This window comes from Nicoliella sp. ESL1113 (assembly GCF_058509245.1).
The window spans coordinates 194,005-212,494 of record NZ_CP196387.1 but is presented as its reverse complement, the minus strand read 5'-3'; the positions used below and the strand labels follow the sequence as shown (position 1 = coordinate 212,494).

Annotated in this window: 21 protein-coding genes; 6 read left to right on the top strand and 15 right to left on the bottom strand. The window is 40.7% G+C overall.

The window, feature by feature from the left end; all coding sequences use genetic code 11:
* Positions 1-21: 21 nt before the first annotated feature.
* The gene (locus ACSYTJ_RS01090) at positions 22-357 is read right to left on the bottom strand and encodes a hypothetical protein (protein ID WP_491717032.1); all 336 of its coding nucleotides are present in this window, start codon (positions 355-357) and stop codon (positions 22-24) included.
* A gap of 124 nt (positions 358-481) precedes the next feature.
* Entirely contained in the window at positions 482-1,504 is a 1,023-nt protein-coding gene (locus ACSYTJ_RS01085; RefSeq protein ID WP_491719942.1) for a YeiH family protein, read from the bottom strand.
* A 114-nt stretch (positions 1,505-1,618) separates the two neighbouring features.
* On the opposite strand from ACSYTJ_RS01085, the gene ACSYTJ_RS01080 reads away from it, so the two are divergent.
* Both ACSYTJ_RS01080 and ACSYTJ_RS01075 read left to right on the top strand, forming a co-directional pair.
* Positions 1,619-2,434: a LysR family transcriptional regulator gene (locus ACSYTJ_RS01080; protein ID WP_491720119.1), complete on the top strand. Its 816-nt coding sequence runs from the start codon at positions 1,619-1,621 to the stop codon at positions 2,432-2,434.
* Positions 2,435-2,521: 87 nt separating this feature from the next.
* Positions 2,522-3,313 carry a DUF975 family protein gene (locus ACSYTJ_RS01075; RefSeq protein WP_491719941.1) on the top strand — a complete coding sequence of 264 codons (792 nt, stop codon included), beginning with the start codon at positions 2,522-2,524 and terminating at the stop codon, positions 3,311-3,313.
* Positions 3,314-3,369: 56 nt separating this feature from the next.
* On the opposite strand, the gene ACSYTJ_RS01070 is transcribed toward ACSYTJ_RS01075, so the two are convergent.
* A complete protein-coding gene (locus ACSYTJ_RS01070) occupies positions 3,370-3,630 on the bottom strand; it encodes a hypothetical protein (RefSeq protein WP_491717029.1) in 261 nt (86 codons plus the stop codon).
* A 265-nt stretch (positions 3,631-3,895) separates the two neighbouring features.
* Here ACSYTJ_RS01070 and ACSYTJ_RS01065 point away from each other — a divergent pair, with 265 nt between their 5' ends.
* A complete protein-coding gene (locus tag ACSYTJ_RS01065) occupies positions 3,896-6,547 on the top strand; it encodes an HAD-IC family P-type ATPase (RefSeq protein ID WP_491719940.1) in 2,652 nt (883 codons plus the stop codon).
* Between the two features lie 82 nt (positions 6,548-6,629).
* On the top strand, positions 6,630-7,328 hold the full coding sequence (locus ACSYTJ_RS01060; RefSeq protein ID WP_491719939.1) for a DUF975 family protein: 699 nt from the start codon (positions 6,630-6,632) through the stop codon (positions 7,326-7,328).
* A gap of 17 nt (positions 7,329-7,345) precedes the next feature.
* Here ACSYTJ_RS01060 and ACSYTJ_RS01055 read toward each other — a convergent pair whose 3' ends face one another.
* From ACSYTJ_RS01055 to ACSYTJ_RS01040, 4 genes are all read right to left on the bottom strand, one after another.
* Positions 7,346-7,672, bottom strand: a complete 327-nt coding sequence (locus ACSYTJ_RS01055; protein ID WP_491717026.1) for a hypothetical protein — start codon at positions 7,670-7,672, stop codon at positions 7,346-7,348.
* A complete protein-coding gene (locus ACSYTJ_RS01050) occupies positions 7,660-8,121 on the bottom strand; it encodes a VanZ family protein (RefSeq protein WP_491719938.1) in 462 nt (153 codons plus the stop codon). Before ACSYTJ_RS01050 ends, ACSYTJ_RS01055 begins: the two co-directional genes overlap by 13 nt.
* A gap of 82 nt (positions 8,122-8,203) precedes the next feature.
* The gene (locus ACSYTJ_RS01045) at positions 8,204-8,632 is read right to left on the bottom strand and encodes a universal stress protein (protein ID WP_491719937.1); all 429 of its coding nucleotides are present in this window, start codon (positions 8,630-8,632) and stop codon (positions 8,204-8,206) included.
* Positions 8,633-8,662: 30 nt separating this feature from the next.
* Entirely contained in the window at positions 8,663-10,228 is a 1,566-nt protein-coding gene (locus tag ACSYTJ_RS01040; RefSeq protein WP_491717272.1) for an Nramp family divalent metal transporter, read from the bottom strand.
* 293 nt (positions 10,229-10,521) lie between these two features.
* Here ACSYTJ_RS01040 and ACSYTJ_RS01035 point away from each other — a divergent pair, with 293 nt between their 5' ends.
* Positions 10,522-11,892 carry a class II fumarate hydratase gene (locus ACSYTJ_RS01035; RefSeq protein WP_491719936.1) on the top strand — a complete coding sequence of 457 codons (1,371 nt, stop codon included), beginning with the start codon at positions 10,522-10,524 and terminating at the stop codon, positions 11,890-11,892.
* A 327-nt stretch (positions 11,893-12,219) separates the two neighbouring features.
* Positions 12,220-13,224, top strand: a complete 1,005-nt coding sequence (locus tag ACSYTJ_RS01030; RefSeq protein WP_491719935.1) for a GH25 family lysozyme — start codon at positions 12,220-12,222, stop codon at positions 13,222-13,224.
* Between the two features lie 99 nt (positions 13,225-13,323).
* Here ACSYTJ_RS01030 and ACSYTJ_RS01025 read toward each other — a convergent pair whose 3' ends face one another.
* The 8 genes from ACSYTJ_RS01025 to ACSYTJ_RS00990 all read right to left on the bottom strand — a co-directional run bounded on the left by ACSYTJ_RS01025 (position 13,324) and on the right by ACSYTJ_RS00990 (position 18,384).
* Positions 13,324-13,794, bottom strand: a complete 471-nt coding sequence (locus ACSYTJ_RS01025) for a C40 family peptidase (RefSeq protein WP_491719934.1) — start codon at positions 13,792-13,794, stop codon at positions 13,324-13,326.
* Positions 13,795-13,985: 191 nt separating this feature from the next.
* Complete coding sequence (locus ACSYTJ_RS01020) at positions 13,986-14,216, bottom strand: PspC domain-containing protein (protein WP_491717019.1); 231 nt, start codon at positions 14,214-14,216, stop codon at positions 13,986-13,988.
* A gap of 16 nt (positions 14,217-14,232) precedes the next feature.
* Positions 14,233-14,919, bottom strand: a complete 687-nt coding sequence (locus ACSYTJ_RS01015; protein WP_491719933.1) for a CPBP family intramembrane glutamic endopeptidase — start codon at positions 14,917-14,919, stop codon at positions 14,233-14,235.
* 13 nt (positions 14,920-14,932) lie between these two features.
* Positions 14,933-15,685 (bottom strand): sulfite exporter TauE/SafE family protein, encoded by a 753-nt coding sequence (locus ACSYTJ_RS01010; RefSeq protein ID WP_491720118.1) that lies wholly within the window; start codon positions 15,683-15,685, stop codon positions 14,933-14,935.
* A gap of 90 nt (positions 15,686-15,775) precedes the next feature.
* A complete protein-coding gene (locus ACSYTJ_RS01005; protein WP_491719932.1) occupies positions 15,776-16,177 on the bottom strand; it encodes a DUF3021 domain-containing protein in 402 nt (133 codons plus the stop codon).
* Positions 16,174-16,629: a LytTR family DNA-binding domain-containing protein gene (locus tag ACSYTJ_RS01000; protein WP_491719931.1), complete on the bottom strand. Its 456-nt coding sequence runs from the start codon at positions 16,627-16,629 to the stop codon at positions 16,174-16,176. Before ACSYTJ_RS01000 ends, ACSYTJ_RS01005 begins: the two co-directional genes overlap by 4 nt.
* Positions 16,619-17,494 carry an ABC transporter permease gene (locus ACSYTJ_RS00995; RefSeq protein WP_491719930.1) on the bottom strand — a complete coding sequence of 292 codons (876 nt, stop codon included), beginning with the start codon at positions 17,492-17,494 and terminating at the stop codon, positions 16,619-16,621. Before ACSYTJ_RS00995 ends, ACSYTJ_RS01000 begins: the two co-directional genes overlap by 11 nt.
* Positions 17,494-18,384: an ABC transporter ATP-binding protein gene (locus tag ACSYTJ_RS00990; protein ID WP_491719929.1), complete on the bottom strand. Its 891-nt coding sequence runs from the start codon at positions 18,382-18,384 to the stop codon at positions 17,494-17,496. The genes ACSYTJ_RS00995 and ACSYTJ_RS00990 overlap by 1 nt, the downstream gene beginning before the upstream one ends.
* Between the last annotated feature and the right edge of the window lie 106 nt (positions 18,385-18,490).

Below are 18,490 nucleotides of genomic sequence, written 5' to 3'. Positions count from 1 at the left end.
TTTTTAATTTAGATTTTAAAATTATTTAACTGGATCAACGGCACCGTGATCATCAACGTGATCGCCGTGAACGTGTTGAAGCCGACCGTTAACTAAGTAGTCAACGTGGTCGCCATGGTCAACCTTTTGGTGGCCACAGTTATCATCATGTAATTCAGCGTCAACAACATGCACTTCTTGATCTGGGTGCACACTATCAACCGCAATTTCACATTCGTCAAAGTGATCGCCATCAGCGTGGTGTAAGTGACCGTTAGCTTCTACAAAATCAACGTGGCCGTTGTGTAATAACTTCGTGTGTCCACACTTCATTGAGTGAACGTGGGTTCCATTTTGTTCTGCGATTTTATGTTCCATAATAACTTCCTCCATATTTTCATATAATGATATCTTTATTTGTTGATATAAGAATATCACAATTTAAAATCAAAAAGCAACCTTTTTTAACAAAAAAGTTGCTTTTTTTTATAATAAAAGTATATTAACCATGAATTAGCAATTTAATTAGGAGTAATGCAGCAACGACTTGCACCGCCCCGACCCCGAGACTATAAATCGCAAACCGCTTGCCAGCCTTCAAAAAGGCTTGCAAGTTCAACCGTAGTCCAATTGCGGCTAAGGCAATGATCTCACACCAGCTACTGAGGAAGTGAGCAAACGCCCCCACAAAATTAGGCAAATGGATCAAACTATTGGCAATACAGAAAATCAAGAACCAGAGTACGTACCAAGGGAGAAAATCAATCTTATGCTTCTTGACATCTTGCTCCACTGCTTCCATCGTTTGCTTCTCACTGACGTTGTGCTTGTGAATTCTGGCAAAGACCACTACGATCACTACCAACATGATGATCCGCATGATCTTGAACAGCGTAGCAAATTCGACCGTGGGTTGATTGACCATCGTTGCACTCGCAATTACTTGCCCGACTGATTGAACGGTCCCCCCGATCAAAGCCCCGCGGGTCAAATCAACGTTGCCGAACACCACCGTTCCTAAGATCGGCAGTAAGATCATCAAGACGGTCCCCATGAGGTTGACCAGCGTGATCGCCATTCCCGCATCTTCGTCACTTGCGTTGATGACCGGCTTAATCGAAGCGATCGCAGAAGACCCACACACTGCATTCCCCCCAGCCATTGAAAGGTAGATTCCATCGTCGAATTGCAGCCACTTTCCGATCATGATTGCTGCGGTAATCGTAATGCTCATTTGTAAGATCACGAATAATAAGCCCGTCCAATGCAGTTGAATAATCGTTTGGAACGTAATCGTCAGTCCTAATAGCATTACTGAATATTCCAGCAATCGTTTCTCAGCAAATTTAGTTCCAGCACCTAACACCTTTTGTTTTACAAAGGTGTTGCCCAGGATAATCCCTAGGATAATTGAAATTGTGGCAGCTCCCACATCTGGAATGAACAGCGTTAGCAGTTGGCTCACGATTGCGACTAATAAGGCCACCGCAAAACCTGGCGTCCGTTCTTTCAGCGTATTTACCATTTAAATCAGCTCCTATGTAATTAATAATTAAATTATAACAATTGACTTTTGATAAGAGAAGTTAATAATTATAATAGTTACTATTATAAAATCGAATAGAAAGGATGATCAACCATCTTCAAATATTTCTTAGCCTTTCGCGCCGTGTATGAAAATCGAAACTTTTCACTCGCAGCTAAACAAATCTTCGTATCTCAATCATCAGTCTCCCAACAGATCAAAAAACTAGAGGAGCTCTTAGGAGCCAAGTTGTTCACCCGTAATTCACGCAGTCAGGTCACCCCGACCGGCTTAGCTGATCAACTTTATAACGACGGCGTCAGCATCTTCGAAAAAGAACAGGCCCTTCAGCGTCAATTGACCAACCACCATCCCCATAAGATCCAATGCCGCATGGGGATTTCCAACACCACCGCCGATGTAGTGATTACGAACGTTTTAAAGCAGCTCACCCTACCTCAATCGGTCAATCTCAAGATAACGGTGACTAACTCAACTAAGATTGCCGAGCAAATGGAGAACCATCAACTTGAGTTCGGGTTGATCGAAAAGGCGATCGTTACCCCCGCGATTGAACGAACGGCTTTTCATACCGACGTATTAGTTCATGCTGGAAACTTCGCTAGCGATACTTGGTTGGAGCGTGAAAATGGCTCTGGGGTGTACCACTATACCGAAGAATTTTTTAAACAACGGAATGTTAACCCTACCAAACGCATCCTCATTGATAATAACGATTTAATCGTGCGCTTGTTGGCCGCAGGGATCGGGCAATCGATTATTTCTAGGGATGTATTGCCAGTTGGCATTCCCTTTGAGCCATTAAGCAGCAACTTCGAACGGCAATTCTTCTTTTTGAATCGCGAAAGCTATCCGTTTCACGAATTAATGGAATTAAAGAAAAACATTCTAAATTTAATTCAGCAGTAACGACCATGAACCCTTAAATATTAAGATTGCTTTAAACTACAGCAGTAATTATGTATAATAAAAATATCATTATAAGGAGTGGTATTTTTGAAATTTTCTGATTTAAAATCTGAAGCGAAGCAACAATTAGTTCATCACTATGGGTTCTTATTAATGCTGTTGGTTCCAACATATCTTTTTGGCATAATCTGCTCTGGAGCTTTATTTGTATATATTTATACATCTTTTCATAATGTGATCATTGGGAATTTTAGTAATATTACACAAAACAGTAATCAATTATCTAGCATTACTTTCTACATTAACAATGCACTACTACTCAGTGCAATGTTAGTAATGATCAAAGTCATGCGGGGCCAAGAAACCGAATTTACTGGTGGTTTCAAGAAGGCCCTTAACATCTTTACCCGTGGGGATTATTTCTTTGGCGCCTTCGTGGTCGGGGTCATTAAGTATGCTTATATGTTCGCTTGGACAGTCCTCTCGTTGATAGTTACTATCATAACATATAGTGCTGCAGTTAAATTTGGAAGTAATAACAGCACTATCTTTATCGCCATCGTAATTATCATGGCCCTCGTTTCAATTGCTTGTACAGCATTTGTTACAGCTAAGGGAATCGCCTACTCCCAGGCCCAATATATCTTTCGGGATTCATTAGATGCTGAGAACCCAGTTGGTTATAACCAAGCGGTTACTATTAGTCGCAAATTGATGAATGGCCACAAACTTGAGTTCTTCCTCTTGGTGTTAAGCTTCATTCCTTGGTACCTATTAAGCTATATTACTGCGGGAATCGCGGGGATTTTCTTCGTGACTCCATACACTAAGCTAACCTATGCTAACTACTACGTTAAATTATCACAATCAGCTAAATAGTTTTAAAACAAAAAGCTAGTCAGGAAATTTCCTGGCTAGCTTTTTAACATTAATAATTATTTAGTGTTTGGTTTTGGTGTTCCTTGAGTTGGAACTGAATGGTTTGATTTAAGATGCTTAAATTTACTCAAGCCTGCTAATTTCTTTGACATGTTAAAGTGGCTCATTCGTTGAGGGCGACTATTCCGTCTCATTCTACTAAATTGGCCAGCAGGCGCATTAGTAGCAGCATTAACATTAACAACACCAGAAACAACAGGTGCGGCAACTAAAACGGTTGCGATGGATAATCCAATTAATAGTTTTTTTGATTTCATATGCGAAGCTCCTCTATATTTTTAATAACTTTATTTTAGCAGTATTTATAGCGACTTTCCATCAATTTATTAAAAAAACTTAAAATATATACAAAAAGTTCATTGATTCTGGTAAAATAATTATCAATATACAAGGAGGTGTAGCACATGGATAGTGGCCCTGATCTTTTAAGACCAAGGTTCATCATTGCCCTTCATTATTTTCTAATTGAGTAATTAAATCATGATTTTAACGTTTTGATTTAGACTTAAAGGAGATTATATTATGAAGGATTATCAATTAACTGACCAGGAAATTCAGAATAAGTATCAGATTAAAGATTTTGAAAGCGGACTGACAAGCTCACAAGCAAGTGAACGATTAGCCCAAAATGGACCGAATGAACTCCAGTTCAAGAAGGATTCCAAACTAAAGCTATTCCTACGCCAATTTAATGAAGTCATTATCTATGTACTAATCATTTCTGCTGTCATAACCCTATTAATGCGTCACTACTCAGACTCACTAATCATTGCATTGGTGGTGTTAGCAAATGCAATTATTGGTTATTATCAAGAAGCAAACGCTTCCAACGCATTAGAAAAAATCAGATCGATTCTAGCCACGAATTCCACGGTTTATCGCGACGGCAAGCGAATCGACATCCCCACCAAAGACATTGTGGTCGGCGATGTTGTGTTCCTTGAAGCCGGAGACCGTGTTCCCGCTGACTTACGACTAGTTGATACTGATAACTTACGGATTCAAGAATCGGCCTTGACTGGTGAATCCGATTCGATCGAAAAAGATGCAGCCGTCATTACTGCTGCCCACCCTTCGCTTGCTGAACAGGCTAATATCGCCTTTTCATACACTTCCGTTACTTCTGGAAGTGGGACCGGGGTGGTTATCGCCACTGGGAACGGGACTGAAATTGGTCAAATCTCACAAGAAGTAAATAACGCGACCGAAAGAAAGACCCCGTTGATGAAGGAATTAGATCAACTCGGGAAGTGGGTCTCATACGTCATCATGGGCGTTTCGGTACTGCTATTCTTAATCGGCCTATACTTTGAAACCTACTCCGTTTCAGTATTAGCCCTAGCCGTAGTTGCCATGGTCGTGGGTTCAATTCCTGAAGGATTACCCGCTACGACTTCCGTAGTGTTATCACGTGGGGTTAGCGACATGGCTAAAAATAAACACACGATCGTCAAAAGTTTGCCAGCCGTTGAAACGCTGGGGTCTGTCGATGTCGTTGCAACCGATAAGACGGGGACGTTAACCCAAAACGAAATGACCGCCACTGACGTGTTACTACCGAGCGGGACTTACCACGTTACTGGGACTGGTTATCAACCCAAGGGCCTTATTTTAGATGCCAACGATCAACCAGTGCATAGCAAGGCGCTTTCGTTATTCCTGACCGCTGGTTTTGAGGCTAATGATACGACCTTAAATCAAGAAGCTGGTGCTTGGGAGATTAATGGTGAACCCACCGATGGAGCCTTCTTGACCCTTTATCACAAGGGGATGCAATCAATGGATGCTCCTAACTACCAAGAAGTCGACCTACTGCCGTTCGATTCTGCTTTCCGTTACATGGGGAAGGTCGTGGTTGATCCAAAGGGAAATAAACAACTCTTCGTAAAGGGATCACCAGATAAGGTTTTAGCCTTAGCTAAAAAGACCGATCCAGACTTTGACGTTGAAAGTTGGGAAACAAAGGTCCATGCGCTTTCCAAGACTGGAAAACGGGTGATTGCCGTTGGTTACAAGCCAGTTGATAAGAACACAAATGAAATTAACCATGAATTGATCAACTCTGGAATTCAATTCCTCGGGTTGGCTGGAATCATCGATCCACCGCGCGAAGAAGTGGTGCAAGCACTAAAGGAAATGAACGCGGCTGGGGTAGAAGTGAAGATGATCACTGGTGATAACCCCGTAACTGCTAAGGCAATTGGTGAAAAGCTCGGATTGACTCCTGAAATTCATGCGATTACAGGTGCTGAATTGGATCAACTAGATGATGCCGAATTCACTAAGGCCGTCTTAGAGAACCAAGTGTTCGCTCGGACTACGCCACAAAACAAGCTGCAGATTATTAAAGCACTCCAAGCTGCAGGTAAGGTGACTGCAATGACTGGGGACGGGATCAACGACGCCCCCGCTTTAAAACGGGCTGATATCGGGGTAGCCATGGGGATCAAGGGAACCGACGTTGCCAAGGATTCCGCTGACATGGTCTTGACCGATGATAACTTCGGGACGCTTTCGACCGCCATCAAGGAAGGACGCAGAATCTACGATAACATCAAAAAGAGTATCCGATTCTTACTGCCGACCTCGTTTGCCGAAGGGTTAATCATTGCATTTACGATTTTGACTAAGAACGATATGCCGTTGAACGCTACGCAGTTACTATGGATCAACATGGTGTCTGCGATCACGATTCAATTCGTGTTCATCTTCGAACCAGCTGAAAAGAACATCATGCTGAAGAAACCGCGCGATAACAATAGCTCGCTGTTAAGTAAGGCTGATATGATTCGAATGGCCTATATTTCTTCGATCATGGCAATCTGTGGAATCGTGGTCTTCGATACCCTAATCGCTAGTGGTTGGAGCATTGAGGTCGCAAGTACCGTCGTCGTCAACGTAATCGTGTTTGGGAAGATCTTCTACCTGTTCTACATCAGAACGAGTGAACCACTCTTCTCCAAGGCCCTGTTCAGTAATCCAGCTGCTTTCTGGATCATTGGCGCAATGATTGGCCTCCAAATTATCCTAACCTACGTTCCATTCATGCAAGAACTATTCAAGACTGATGGAATTCCGTTGTCAGGTTGGCTAATCTCAATTGCCGCTGGGATCGTGGTATTAACGCTTTCAGAATTAGATAAGTGGGGTTCTAAACGCTTTAAAATCGACTAATCAAACTAACGCCAGGAGGCTTCAACGCTTCCCGGCGTTTTTGTGTTAAAATAATAATAAATTAAATTTATGGAGGCCCGCAATGAACTTCTCAACGTTGAAACAAGATGCTAATCAAGAATTTCTGAAGCATTTTCGTTTCTACTTTATTTTATTTTTACCGTATTTGATTCTAGAGTCAATTGGTGGAATCCTTTCTAGTCAGATTTCTAGGGACTTTTTGAGCAACATTAACCTTGGTAGTAGTGCCGTTGCATCATACTACAGTCAATTTCGAGTCCAAATTAACTTTTTATACCTGATTTCGATCATCACCACAATTGTATTAGTTGGGATCTCATTTCAAATTTTAGATATCATTAGAAATAATGCCACTAGGGAGCATCCACTAGATAAATCGACCAAGCTCTTTAGCACACCAATGGTATTTGGTGTAATCATTACGATTTTGATTCAATTTATCTTTATCATCCTTTGGACCTGCCTACTTATCATTCCAGGAATTATTAAGTCCTATTCTTATTCGCAGGCAATTTATATTTACCGTGATGCCTACGTGAGTGGTAATAAAATCTCGCCACTTCAAGCAATCACCAAGAGTCGTCAGATGATGGTTGGGCACAAGGCTGAATTACTATGGCTCCAGTTAAGCTTCATTGGCTGGTGGATCCTATTGAACATTTCTACTTCGTACACGGTGATTCCAATTTTAGGAATTTTCGTTTACCCCTACTTCCAAATCACGATGATGAATTACTATTACCAATTAAGAAATTCATAATAAAAACGATGTTGAAATTAATCAACATCGTTTTTATTTACATCTCCATTTGCACTTACTTGGAAGGTGCCGACTTCCCCGTCGCCACCGGCTTGAATGAGTTGCTTGTCGAGAACCTGGATGATAAAGATCAACCGTTCTGGATCAAAAGCAAGCGGGACCAAGATGGTGGCATCAGCAGTTAACTTTAATTTAGTTAATAAATGGTTATCAGCATCATCAAATGATTGAATACGCGCATCACCAGTCAGATTCGTCGAAGGCCAAAAGTAGCCGAACTCCCCGCGATACTTCACTTTAATCAAATTATGGTGCCGTTCTAAGACTCGCATTAATTCCGCCATTGAATCCACTTCCTCATTATAAATCGCAAAAGATAGTACCCCACTACCACCCCGAACCAATTTGAAATCACATCATTGATATCAACGGTGCGTTGAAAATTAGCTAGGTTATCTAAGAATAACTGACCAAATTCGATGAAAAATCCAGTTAATATGCCCAGTCCACACACTTGCTTGAGCCCCATTGGTCGTGGGTTTAGCAACCACACAAAACCACCTAATGGAATGGTCATGATTACATTGAGCCAAAAGCCCTCCGTAAATAACTCCTGAAATGGCATATAAACAACCTGGGCGTGCCCATAAGTGAACGACGCTAATTCTGGATAGCTACCTAGTTGCACGTTGACGGGGAACCGCGGGGTAAAACATAGCCAGGCTATCACCAATAAGTAGCAACCACACAGTATTTGAATTCCCCGATATTGCCAAGTATTCGTTTTAATCATCCTATCAAATCCCTTTACCACATTATAAACAAAAAGCCCCGCCATTCCATAATAGAATGACGGGGCTTCATATTAATTTAAACTATCTAATCACCATTACTGAAGTTGGTGAGTACTTAGCCATGTAAGAAGCTTGGCTTCCAAAGTGACGCGCAATTCCCTTTTTGGAATGTGATCCGATCACTAATAAGTCTGGTTCAACATGCGGAATCACGTCCTTAACGATGGTTTCTCCGGCATCACCAGAGGCAACGATTGCTTGAACATCCTTGACCCCAGCATTTTTGGCTTGTTCAACATACTTTTGCATATGTGCTTCCAAGTCCTTCTTTTCACCGTGTACGTAATCCCTAGATAAAGCTTCGTAAACGTTAATTTCTTCGGTTTCCAAAACGGAAACTAAGATTAATTGAGCATTATCAGCCTTAGCACGTTCGATTGCGTAGCGAAAGGCTAAAATCGCGTCGTCGGAGTCGTCGACTCCCACTAAAATCCGTTGAAATTGATCCATAACTTACACCTCTTATTTAAAATTGGTTGATTATGCGTTACCCTTTGATTGTGATTGTGATTGTTCTGCTTGGCGTTCAGCTTCGATCCGCTTGTTACCAAAGTAGAATTCAACCATCGTCCAAACTAATAATGCTAAGATAAGGAAATCTAAGATGTAGGCAATCGTATTTGCCATGCTAGTTTGAGCTGCGGTTGGGTTATCACTGAAGAACCCAGCAACTGCTGATGGAAGTCCATTTAAGTTCAAGTAAATCAAACCAAGGACGGAAATCCAACCTAAAATTTTAACCCAGAGGGTATTCTTAAATTCTTCACCCATTTGACTCTTGTTATCAGTCATTAAGATCAATGGTAACATTGAGAATGGTAATGCCAATGCCAAGAAGATTTGTGAGTTTTCCATCAGGTTATTCAATGCGGTATGTTCTTGTAATTCTGATTCACCACTAGTAAGCGATACACAGATTAAAACGGGAACAACGGAAAGCATCCGAGTAACCAAACGTCGTAACCATAGTGGCATCTTCATGTGAATGAATCCTTCCATGATTACTTGTCCAGTTAAGGTCCCAGTAATCGTGGAGTTTTGTCCAGAAGCTAATAAAGCAACGGCAAACAATGTTGATAAAATACCAGATTTAGCAACGCTAATTAGAACTGGGTTACTTAAAGTTGAAGTGTTGTTCAAGGCATCAAACAATCCGAAGAATGATGAATCCTTAACGGCACCAGTCTTAAATACGGCAACCCCCATGATCAATAGCAATGCGTTAACGAAGAATGCAAAGGTTAATTGGATGTTAGAATCCCAAGTCGTAAACTTGATTGCTCTAGCAACGTCCTTCTTATCCTTTGGATCGTAATCACGAGTTTGTGAAATAGCTGAATGTAAGTAAAGGTTATGTGGCATAACAGTTGCCCCGATGATCCCTAATGCTCCAGCATAAGGAGTTAATCCATCGGAAGCCTTTCTTGATTGTGAAAGGGTATCTGCAGTTGGGATTAATCCCTTGAATACGCCACCCCAGTCAGCATTTGATAATGCCACTTGGTAGGCGAACACTACTAAGATCACAATGATCAAACAAACAACGATTGCTTCGATCTTTCTGAACCCAATCTTGGTAAGTAAAAGCAGTAGTAAAACATCGAATACGGTGATGAACACTGAAACCACAAGTGGAATGTGGAATAACAGGTTCAATGCAATCGCACCCCCGATAACTTCTGCGATATCGGTTGCCATAATGGCAAATTCCGTCATGATCCATAAAACAATTCCAAGCGACTTTGAAGTCCGCGTCCGAATGGCTTGCGCCAAATCCATCTGCGTCACAATCCCAAGTTTAGCCGCCATGTATTGTAGTAACATCGCAATCAAACTTGAGATTAAGATAATCGACATCAAGAGGTACCCAAAATCTTGTCCACCAGTGATTGAAGTCGACCAGTTACCTGGATCCATGTATCCAACGGCAACTAATGCCCCAGGACCTGAATAAGCAAACAAGGTCTTCCAAAAGCCCCAATCTCTAGGTACGGTAACGGTATGGTTAATTTCTTCCAAGGAAGGACCGTTAGCGTAGTGAATCATACTGTGTTTTTCACTCACGTGAAACTCCACCTTTCTGTAAGGTATCATTTTCTGATTGATACAATCTAAATATATAAAAATTTCTTAACCAATGAATATTGTACACTATTTTAATAATTTTTAAAGTCTTTTTTAGGTAAGTCTAAGTTTTTTAATTTTTTAGTTAACATTAGTTAACGATTGAAGCAAAATCGATTAACAATCTAAATATTTTTATAAATCTGCTTAAGCTTTGACATGTTTTTAATTCCCTAATTATAATTAGAAGTAAATTAGTTAAGGGGTTGTTTAAGTTGGAATATCGAATTGAAAAAGATTCACTTGGTGAAGTAAAGGTCCCTAAAAATGTCCTCTGGGGGCCCCAAACCGAACGCAGTCATAATAACTTTAAGATTGGCCAAAAGATGCCAGACGCGGTGATTGATAACCTCCTGCAAATTAAAAAAGCTGCAGCAATCGTCAACCATCAAATCGGGAACTTGGATGCAGAAAAGCAAGATTTAATTAGTACTACGGTTGATCAAATCCTAAGTCAACCACATCAAGATGCATTCCCACTCGTGGTCTTCCAAACTGGTAGTGGGACTCAAACCAACATGAACGTAAATGAAGTAATTGCCCACATTGCCAATCAAAAGGCAGGCACTGCGGCCATTCATCCAAATGATGATGTGAACCGATCACAAAGTTCGAATGATACTTTTCCGACTGCAATGATGATGGCAGCAACCCAATCCATTGATCAATTAATTCCAGCCCTCGCTGATTTAATCGATGCATTTCAAAAGAAACAAGCTGAGTTTGCCGAAGTGGTGAAAATTGGCCGCACCCACCTACAAGATGCGACCCCGATCACCTTTGGGCAAGAAATCAGCGGCTGGGTCAGTGCACTACAACATGATTTAGACTACCTTAGGGACAACCGCGATACCCTATTAGAACTCCCGATAGGTGCTACGGCAGTTGGGACAGGTTTGAACACCCCCACTGGTTTCGATCAGGCAATGGTAGAACAACTAAGCAAACAAACGGCAATTCAATTTATAGTGGCCCCTAATAAATTCCAAGGGCTGGCTAACCACACGGGGATTACAATGGTGCATGGAATCCTTAAAACGCTTGCAACCGACTTGATTAAAATCGGTAACGATATTCGCTTCCTAGCTAGTGGGCCACGTGCAGGCTATAACGAATTGAACATCCCTAGCAACGAACCCGGTTCATCGATTATGCCAGGAAAGGTCAATCCAACTCAAGTCGAGGCATTAACGATGGTGAGTGCTCAAGTGATTGGCCATGATACAACCATTAACATTGCAAATAGTCAGGGAAACTTCGAAATGAACGTTTATAAACCCGTTATCATTTACGACTTTTTAGATAGTAGTAATTTATTAACTGAGGCCATCAACTCATTTAACGAACACTTGGTCCAGGGATTATCGATCAACCAATCTCGCATGACTGAACTTGTCGATAATTCACTAATGCTAGTTACCGCCCTTAGTCCACACATTGGGTATGAACGCAGTGCCAAAATTGCCCAAAAGGCGCAAAAAGATGGCTCTACGCTTAAAGCTGCTGCATTAGCAAGTGGTGTCACAGAAACGGAATTTAATCAATGGGTCAACGCTAAGGCCATGACTAACGTTAAGCGAAATTAAGATAGAAAGCGAATTATTATCATGAAATATTTTACAGGTAAAAATCAGGAACACCGTGCCAATAAGGTCAATGCTAAGGAACGTATCAAATGTTTTGGCTGGGCTGCACTGGTAACTGCCATCTTATTTTTATGGCGCTATATTGATTAAGAAGGGGGAATTAACCGTTAAAATGGTTAATTCCCCTCTCTTAATAATTTTCAATCAAAATAAAACTATTACCATAAAGTTACAATCTGGTTTTAAAACGATTGCAAGGCCTTTTTATCCATTCTTTAATGTTAAACTAGTCCATAGTAATTAAAATAATATGGAGTGAAAGAAATAATGAATAAAAAGTTAAAAATGCTTTGCAGCTTGGTCGTAGTTTTAGGGCTCGCCATTGTTGCACCGATATTCAGCGCTACTGCTAGCGCTGCAAGTAAACCGATCTACGATTTATCTGAGTGGCAAGGTAATCTAAGCGATAGTCAAGCTAAGAGATTAAAATCAGAAACTGAATTTTTAATCTTACGGGTGCAATACGGTTCTAGTTACAGTGATCGTGTGTTCCAAAATAACGTTAAAAAACTTTCTAAGTATGGCGTTAAATATGGTGTTTACAGTTACAGCCTTTATAAGAACGCTAACTCAGCGGCTAACGAAGCATCTACCTTAATTAAAGCCGCACCGAAAGCATTGTTCTACGTTAATGATGCAGAATCAAATAACGTTACATCTGGGACGATGAATGGTGCAACGGTCGCATGGGCAAATCGGGCTCGTCAATTAACCGATCGACCAATCGTGCTTTACAGTTACCAATCATTCATGGGGAATTTCACCTCTGCTAAAAGTGCTTACGATGCCATTTGGTTGGCAAGTTACACTTCGGTTGCGCCATCCACTAGTTACAAGTATGACTTATGGCAATATACCGATAAGTATTATAGTTCTGCATTAGGCAAGCGCGTGGATGCAAGTAAAATCCCTGCTAATGGGAAGCCACTTTCATTTTGGATCGGTGGTAGCACTACCTCTGCTACTGCTAGCCAATCTGATTCTGCTTCGAAGGTAAGCACCACTGTTAATAAGACCGTACAGAATCCACACGTTGTCCAAATTTCATCAAGTAATTACATCTCCACTGGAACCGAATTTAAGGTTTTGAGTAATAACTTAAATGAATATACAGATGTTAAATTAACGAATCGGGCATCAGTAACACTCCATAAGGGTGATACAGTTAAGGGAACCCCAGTCAAGTTTGGTAACACTTACAGAATTAAGACTGATAATGGGACTTACTTCTCTGCTAACAAGAACCTAATCGAAATTGTGAACATCAAATAAAAATAAAGCCGTTGATTATCAAATAATCAGCGGCTTTATTTTTTTGGTTTCAAAAAGGCGGAACCGTTTATTTACGATTCCGCCTTATTTATTGATCAATTAAGGTCTTGAATATCCAACGATACTCCACCATGGAGCATCAATGCTTTCGGTAATTACCCCATTATTTTGGGCATCGATCATTTGCCCATTTCCGATATAGAAACCAACGTGGCTAATTGAACTTGAATCATCACCGAAGTATACCAAGTCACCCTTCTTAAGGTTACTTCTTAATACTGGCTTAGTCGTATTGTATTGTCCCTGAGCTGTCCGAGCAATTGAAACGTTCGCTTTTTGATATATGTATTGAGTAAATCCTGAACAATCAAATGAAGTGGGTCCAACAGCACCGTAAACGTATGGTGAACCTAGCTTTGATAAAGCAACTTTGTATGCTACTTTGACCGCTTTCTTGCTAGCAGCATTAGCGGCTGGTTGATGTGCTGTAGTCGCACCCGCAAAAATGGTAACTGAAGCCAATGGTACTAAAATCAATTTGATTATTTTTTTATAATTCAATATCTTCATCCCCAAATAAATGATATTTTGATTAGTTTATTATTCATAAATCTTTAACTATTGTCATTATAGGAAAAAAATAATACTAAATTAAAACAAAACTAATACAGACTGATTTCAATATTGTTACATTCAAGTTACAAAAAGATTTAATAAACAAAAAAACTCCGAATGTTTCATCCAGAGTTAGTCTTAAAAATTTAATTTTTGGAATCATATTCATCAGCATCGATATTCCGACGATTAGGCTGATCAGGGATTATCAACGTCGCAACAATGTAAAAAAAGATGCCTGGAAAGAAAACACTAAAAATCGTAATTGCCGCATATAAAAGTCGCACCCACGTTGCATCCCAACCAAAGTATTCGGCAATCCCACCAAGCACGCCTGTCAAGATCCGTTGATTCGAACGGTATAATTTTCGATTCATTCTAATATACCCCCGCTTATTTAAATAGTAATGGTAAAAATGAAATTGATGCTAGAAGGTTATTTAACATGTGGAACGTAATATTTGCTTTAATCGTCCCCGTTTTACGGTAGATAAACGCCATTCCAGCACCCATTGAAGCGTAAACCATAAATAAAAACGGATTACTAAATGCATGGGCGGTCGCAAATGCTGCCCCACTGATCACCATTGCCCAAATTGTGGAAACGTTGCTTAATAATCCATCAATAAGCATCCCCCGAAATACTAGTTCTTCAAGTACTGGCGAAAGGACGATAATCCCTAATAACATTGAATACAGAACAATTTTATTGGAAGCCAGTAAACTATTAATTGCATTTTGGTTACTGGATTGTTCTTGATTGAAAAACTTTTGCGAGAATAAAACCATTGCGACACTAAATACCCTCACAATTAGAAATACTGCAATCACCGTCCAAAATGCGTTACCATTCATTTTACCGATGGGCGCGGGATGGTATTTTCTGTAATAATGCCAAGCAATTGCAATCATCACCGCATAAAAAATGAAATAGCCAACCACCAATAAGAGCTGTGCCACTGGTTTATGATAGTGATTAACCAGTGCGATCGGCACTTGAATAAATTCAATCAATAGTACCATGATGATCATTAACAAAATCCGATTGCCGTATTCCCCGATGCTAAGTTTTTTGTGCAATTCAAACTCCTCCTTAAATAATTGTCGTGATTGCCATAATAATCATAACAATCCCCATAATCGGCCGCAGCGTTTTGGTGACCTTACGTGGATCGAAGTGATTTAAAACAAATGGCATTAGTGCAGCTCCGGCAATTGCCCCAATCATTAATGCTGAACCTGGCAACCATGCGATCCGCCCAGCAGTAGAGTGCATTACAATGCCCACGATCGACGTAATGATCAATACATATGAAGAGGTGGCTGCTGCTTGCTGCATTGATAAGCCCATCAATAACATCCCCGCTACTAGCGGACTACCACCACTTAAACCGGCGATTCCTACCATCAGTCCACTGAGGGCCCCAAAAAAGAGGGCTTTGCCTAGACTTAATGCGGGGACCATCGCTTGTTGATCAGCTGAACGGGGTCGGAAAGATTGCCATAGAATCTGAGCACCTAAGCAAAGGAACAAGAGGAACAACAAAACTTTATAAACGGTTTCAGATAAATAACCCGCTAAAATACTACCAATCACGGTAGCAGGAACAGCGGTAATCAACATGCGATTACCAAATTTAAACTTCATATTCCCAGTTCGGTAGTGGCTGTATGCACCAATACATAATGACGGTAAAGCCGTGAACAATGACGTTGCTGTTGCACTGGCTGGTGAAATATGCATTAACCCGGTCAACACCCCCAGGTAAAATGCAGCGCCACCGCCCCCCATTGAGATGATAAATCCACCAATAATAAATCCAATGATAACCAATAACAATAAAATCATACTAAACTCCTTGTTTTATATTATTTACTAATATAACACAACAGTCACCCCAATTATGGCGTGACTGATAAATATTTATTAAATTGATTAACGCTGGTTTTGCTTCCGCTTTTGAATCAGACGATTAACATCACTGGCATCGCGCGCATAGATTTTATACTGAACAACTACGATTATCACATATACGATCGCCAACGTAATAATAAACGAAATCCAGTTATCGATCCAGTGATTATAAATTCCGGTCACGATCACTAAAACGTTCGTTCCGAGGTAATGGATCACTAATTTAGCTAGGTACGGCAAGCGGCTATAGCGAAAAATCATTGATAACTCACCGATCAAAAAGCTCATTAGTAAAGTGGTAAGGATGTCATAACGAGTAATTAGCGATTGGCGATAAACAGCGGCACTTAACATAAAAATGAAAGAGCCAATACACATTCCAATTAACCCAAATCGCACACACTCTTTCACTATTTTTTTCACATTCGCAACCTCGCTTTCAAATCTGGTAGGTATTTTCGACTAACGTTCAACTTCACTTCATGGTCTAAAAACGCCGTCATATTACCAGAGAAGCCGGCTTCCAGTGAATTGAGATGGTCAATATTAATTGCGGCCCCCCTAGCAATCTGGATGAACCGCTGGTCATTAATCTTTGCTAAAATATTTTTCAACTGGCCGTGAAATGAGTATTGATGGCTCGTAGTTGCAATCGTTAGGTCACTGCCAAAGACTTCGATCGAAATAATATCATTTAAATTAACCATTTCGACTCGGTCATCAATGGATAACGGCAGGACCGAAGCTGAATTGGTTGGTATTTCGGCCAATCGATTGATCAATTCCACGACTTTTGGTGTTAGCTGCTTGGCACTAACTAATAGTTTGATTTCATCTGGTGATAGTTGATCATCTTGGTGAAAATCAACTTGCATGGACCCCCACTTCTTTCGTTCTGAGATAGTTTGCTACTAATAAAGATACAATAAATAGCAGTAAGAAACCACCCAAAACGAGCAGAACATCTGTAAATGTTAGTAGGGTACTCTTAATTTTTAAGTCGACGCCCATCGAAAGACGGAAGTTTTTAAGCACGGATGCGGGTAGATGCTTAAATGAAGCATGTAGTTGTTCCTTCATTAAAACATCCCGATATGCAGCTGAAACGTATGGTGATGGGGTAAACTTCATAATCGTTTGTGCAATACTAGGCATCGTACTGATTGGCACGTACACCCCTGCCATGAAACCAGAAATGGTTCCGATGATCGAAGATACGGTTGGGACCATCTGTTGTTTATTAATAAACGAGTAGATCAAAAGGTTAAATGCCGTCCAGACAAAGCTACTGAACAACGCGATCAAAAAGATGGCGGCACTTTGGTCCCAGGCAATCTTGATGCCATCGACAAATTGGAAGTAAATACTCATGATCAAAAAGGCCACGATTTGGTTCAAGGTCCCGATGACGACCGCCCCAACCAAATAGCCCATTTGAATCTGGTTAGTTGATAGATCGGTCATTTCAAGGTCATTTAAATGATTATATTCACGGTCCTTGACCATTTGACTAATGGCCGCCCCAATTGAAGTCAATCCAGTAACCGATAAAGTTCCCCCAATCAACCAGGGGTCCAAAAGCTTGCTGGTTCCTGGAACCGACTGCCATGATTGTTGCATCCCGTTCTTTAAGAACAATAAGTATAGAACAAATGAAATCAATGCAGCAAAGATGGAGAAGAAAACTACGCTGCGGTTAGCAAAATAGATCGTTAAGTTCCGTTTAATTAAATTAATCATTATCTGATCTCCTTTCCAGTTAGGGCGACAAAGATGTCGTTCATATCGCCACGTTTGAGTTCCATTTCTTTAATCAATGGCCGCGCGGTGTTCAAGAATTGAATCGTTGCATCGACATTTGGTACCATTATTTTTACCTGCTTTCCATCGACCTTCGTTGGCCAGTCCTGATTGACTAGTGCAACCACTTGGTCAACGGAATCAGTCGTAATCGTCAAAACGTCCTTAGCATACTTTGCCTTTAGATCAGCAACGGTATCAGCCGCAATGATTTGGCCGTGGTCAATGACGTAAACGTAATCGGCGATGTTAGCCTCTTCCAGGTAGTGGGTCGTCAAAATGATCGTGAGCTGATATTGCGCTCTGAGTTGGTTCAAGACTTCCCAAATTTTATTGCGCGTCTGGATATCCAATCCAGTTGAGGGTTCATCTAAAAATAACAAGCGTGGTCTATGTAGCAATGCCCGTGTGATATCGACCCGCCGCCGTTGCCCACCAGAAAGTGAACCATATTTTTGCTTGGCGATTGAAGTAATATCAAACGCCTTCATTAGGCGGTCAACAAAATCATAGTCGATGTGCTTATACATCCCAGCCCGCCACATTAAGTTCTGTTTAACGGTCAAGTCGCGATCTAAAACACTGTCTTGGAACACGACACCAATTTGATGACGATATTCATGTTGATTAGGTTTCAAGCCATCTAAGCTAATCGTACCGGCCTTGGGCTTTTTGATGCCCGTCAACATGTTAATCGTCGTTGACTTCCCAGCCCCATTTGGCCCTAAGAATGCCACCAATTGACCAGCTTCAATGTTTAAATCAATATTGTTAACAGCTATTTTATTGCCATATTGTTGGGTTAAACCATTTACTTGTAATAATGCCATTACGATTCCCTCATTTCGATTTATGATTATTATCATTATAGTTGCAAAGCAATTTAAAGTTATTGATTATTGGCAAGTGGTTAAAATCAGCAAACGAGTGGTAAAT

Bases quoted from the DNA above. Each gene is read 5' to 3' on its own strand.
- ACSYTJ_RS00995 (WP_491719930.1), bottom strand. From the start codon at position 17,494: ATGATTAATTTAATTAAACGGAACTTAACGATCTATTTTGCTAACCGC.
- ACSYTJ_RS01085 (WP_491719942.1), bottom strand. From the start codon at position 1,504: ATGGTAAATACGCTGAAAGAACGGACGCCAGGTTTTGCGGTGGCCTTA.
- ACSYTJ_RS01055 (WP_491717026.1), bottom strand. From the start codon at position 7,672: ATGGCGGAATTAATGCGAGTCTTAGAACGGCACCATAATTTGATTAAA.
- ACSYTJ_RS01040 (WP_491717272.1), bottom strand. From the start codon at position 10,228: ATGATTCACTACGCTAACGGTCCTTCCTTGGAAGAAATTAACCATACC.
- ACSYTJ_RS01050 (WP_491719938.1), bottom strand. From the start codon at position 8,121: ATGATTAAAACGAATACTTGGCAATATCGGGGAATTCAAATACTGTGT.
- ACSYTJ_RS01070 (WP_491717029.1), bottom strand. From the start codon at position 3,630: ATGAAATCAAAAAAACTATTAATTGGATTATCCATCGCAACCGTTTTA.
- ACSYTJ_RS01025 (WP_491719934.1), bottom strand. From the start codon at position 13,794: ATGAAGATATTGAATTATAAAAAAATAATCAAATTGATTTTAGTACCA.
- ACSYTJ_RS01020 (WP_491717019.1), bottom strand. From the start codon at position 14,216: ATGAATCGAAAATTATACCGTTCGAATCAACGGATCTTGACAGGCGTG.
- ACSYTJ_RS01000 (WP_491719931.1), bottom strand. From the start codon at position 16,629: ATGCAAGTTGATTTTCACCAAGATGATCAACTATCACCAGATGAAATC.
- ACSYTJ_RS01065 (WP_491719940.1), top strand. From the start codon at position 3,896: ATGAAGGATTATCAATTAACTGACCAGGAAATTCAGAATAAGTATCAG.
- ACSYTJ_RS01060 (WP_491719939.1), top strand. From the start codon at position 6,630: ATGAACTTCTCAACGTTGAAACAAGATGCTAATCAAGAATTTCTGAAG.
- ACSYTJ_RS01090 (WP_491717032.1), bottom strand. From the start codon at position 357: ATGGAACATAAAATCGCAGAACAAAATGGAACCCACGTTCACTCAATG.
- ACSYTJ_RS01030 (WP_491719935.1), top strand. From the start codon at position 12,220: ATGAATAAAAAGTTAAAAATGCTTTGCAGCTTGGTCGTAGTTTTAGGG.
- ACSYTJ_RS00990 (WP_491719929.1), bottom strand. From the start codon at position 18,384: ATGGCATTATTACAAGTAAATGGTTTAACCCAACAATATGGCAATAAA.
- ACSYTJ_RS01045 (WP_491719937.1), bottom strand. From the start codon at position 8,632: ATGGATCAATTTCAACGGATTTTAGTGGGAGTCGACGACTCCGACGAC.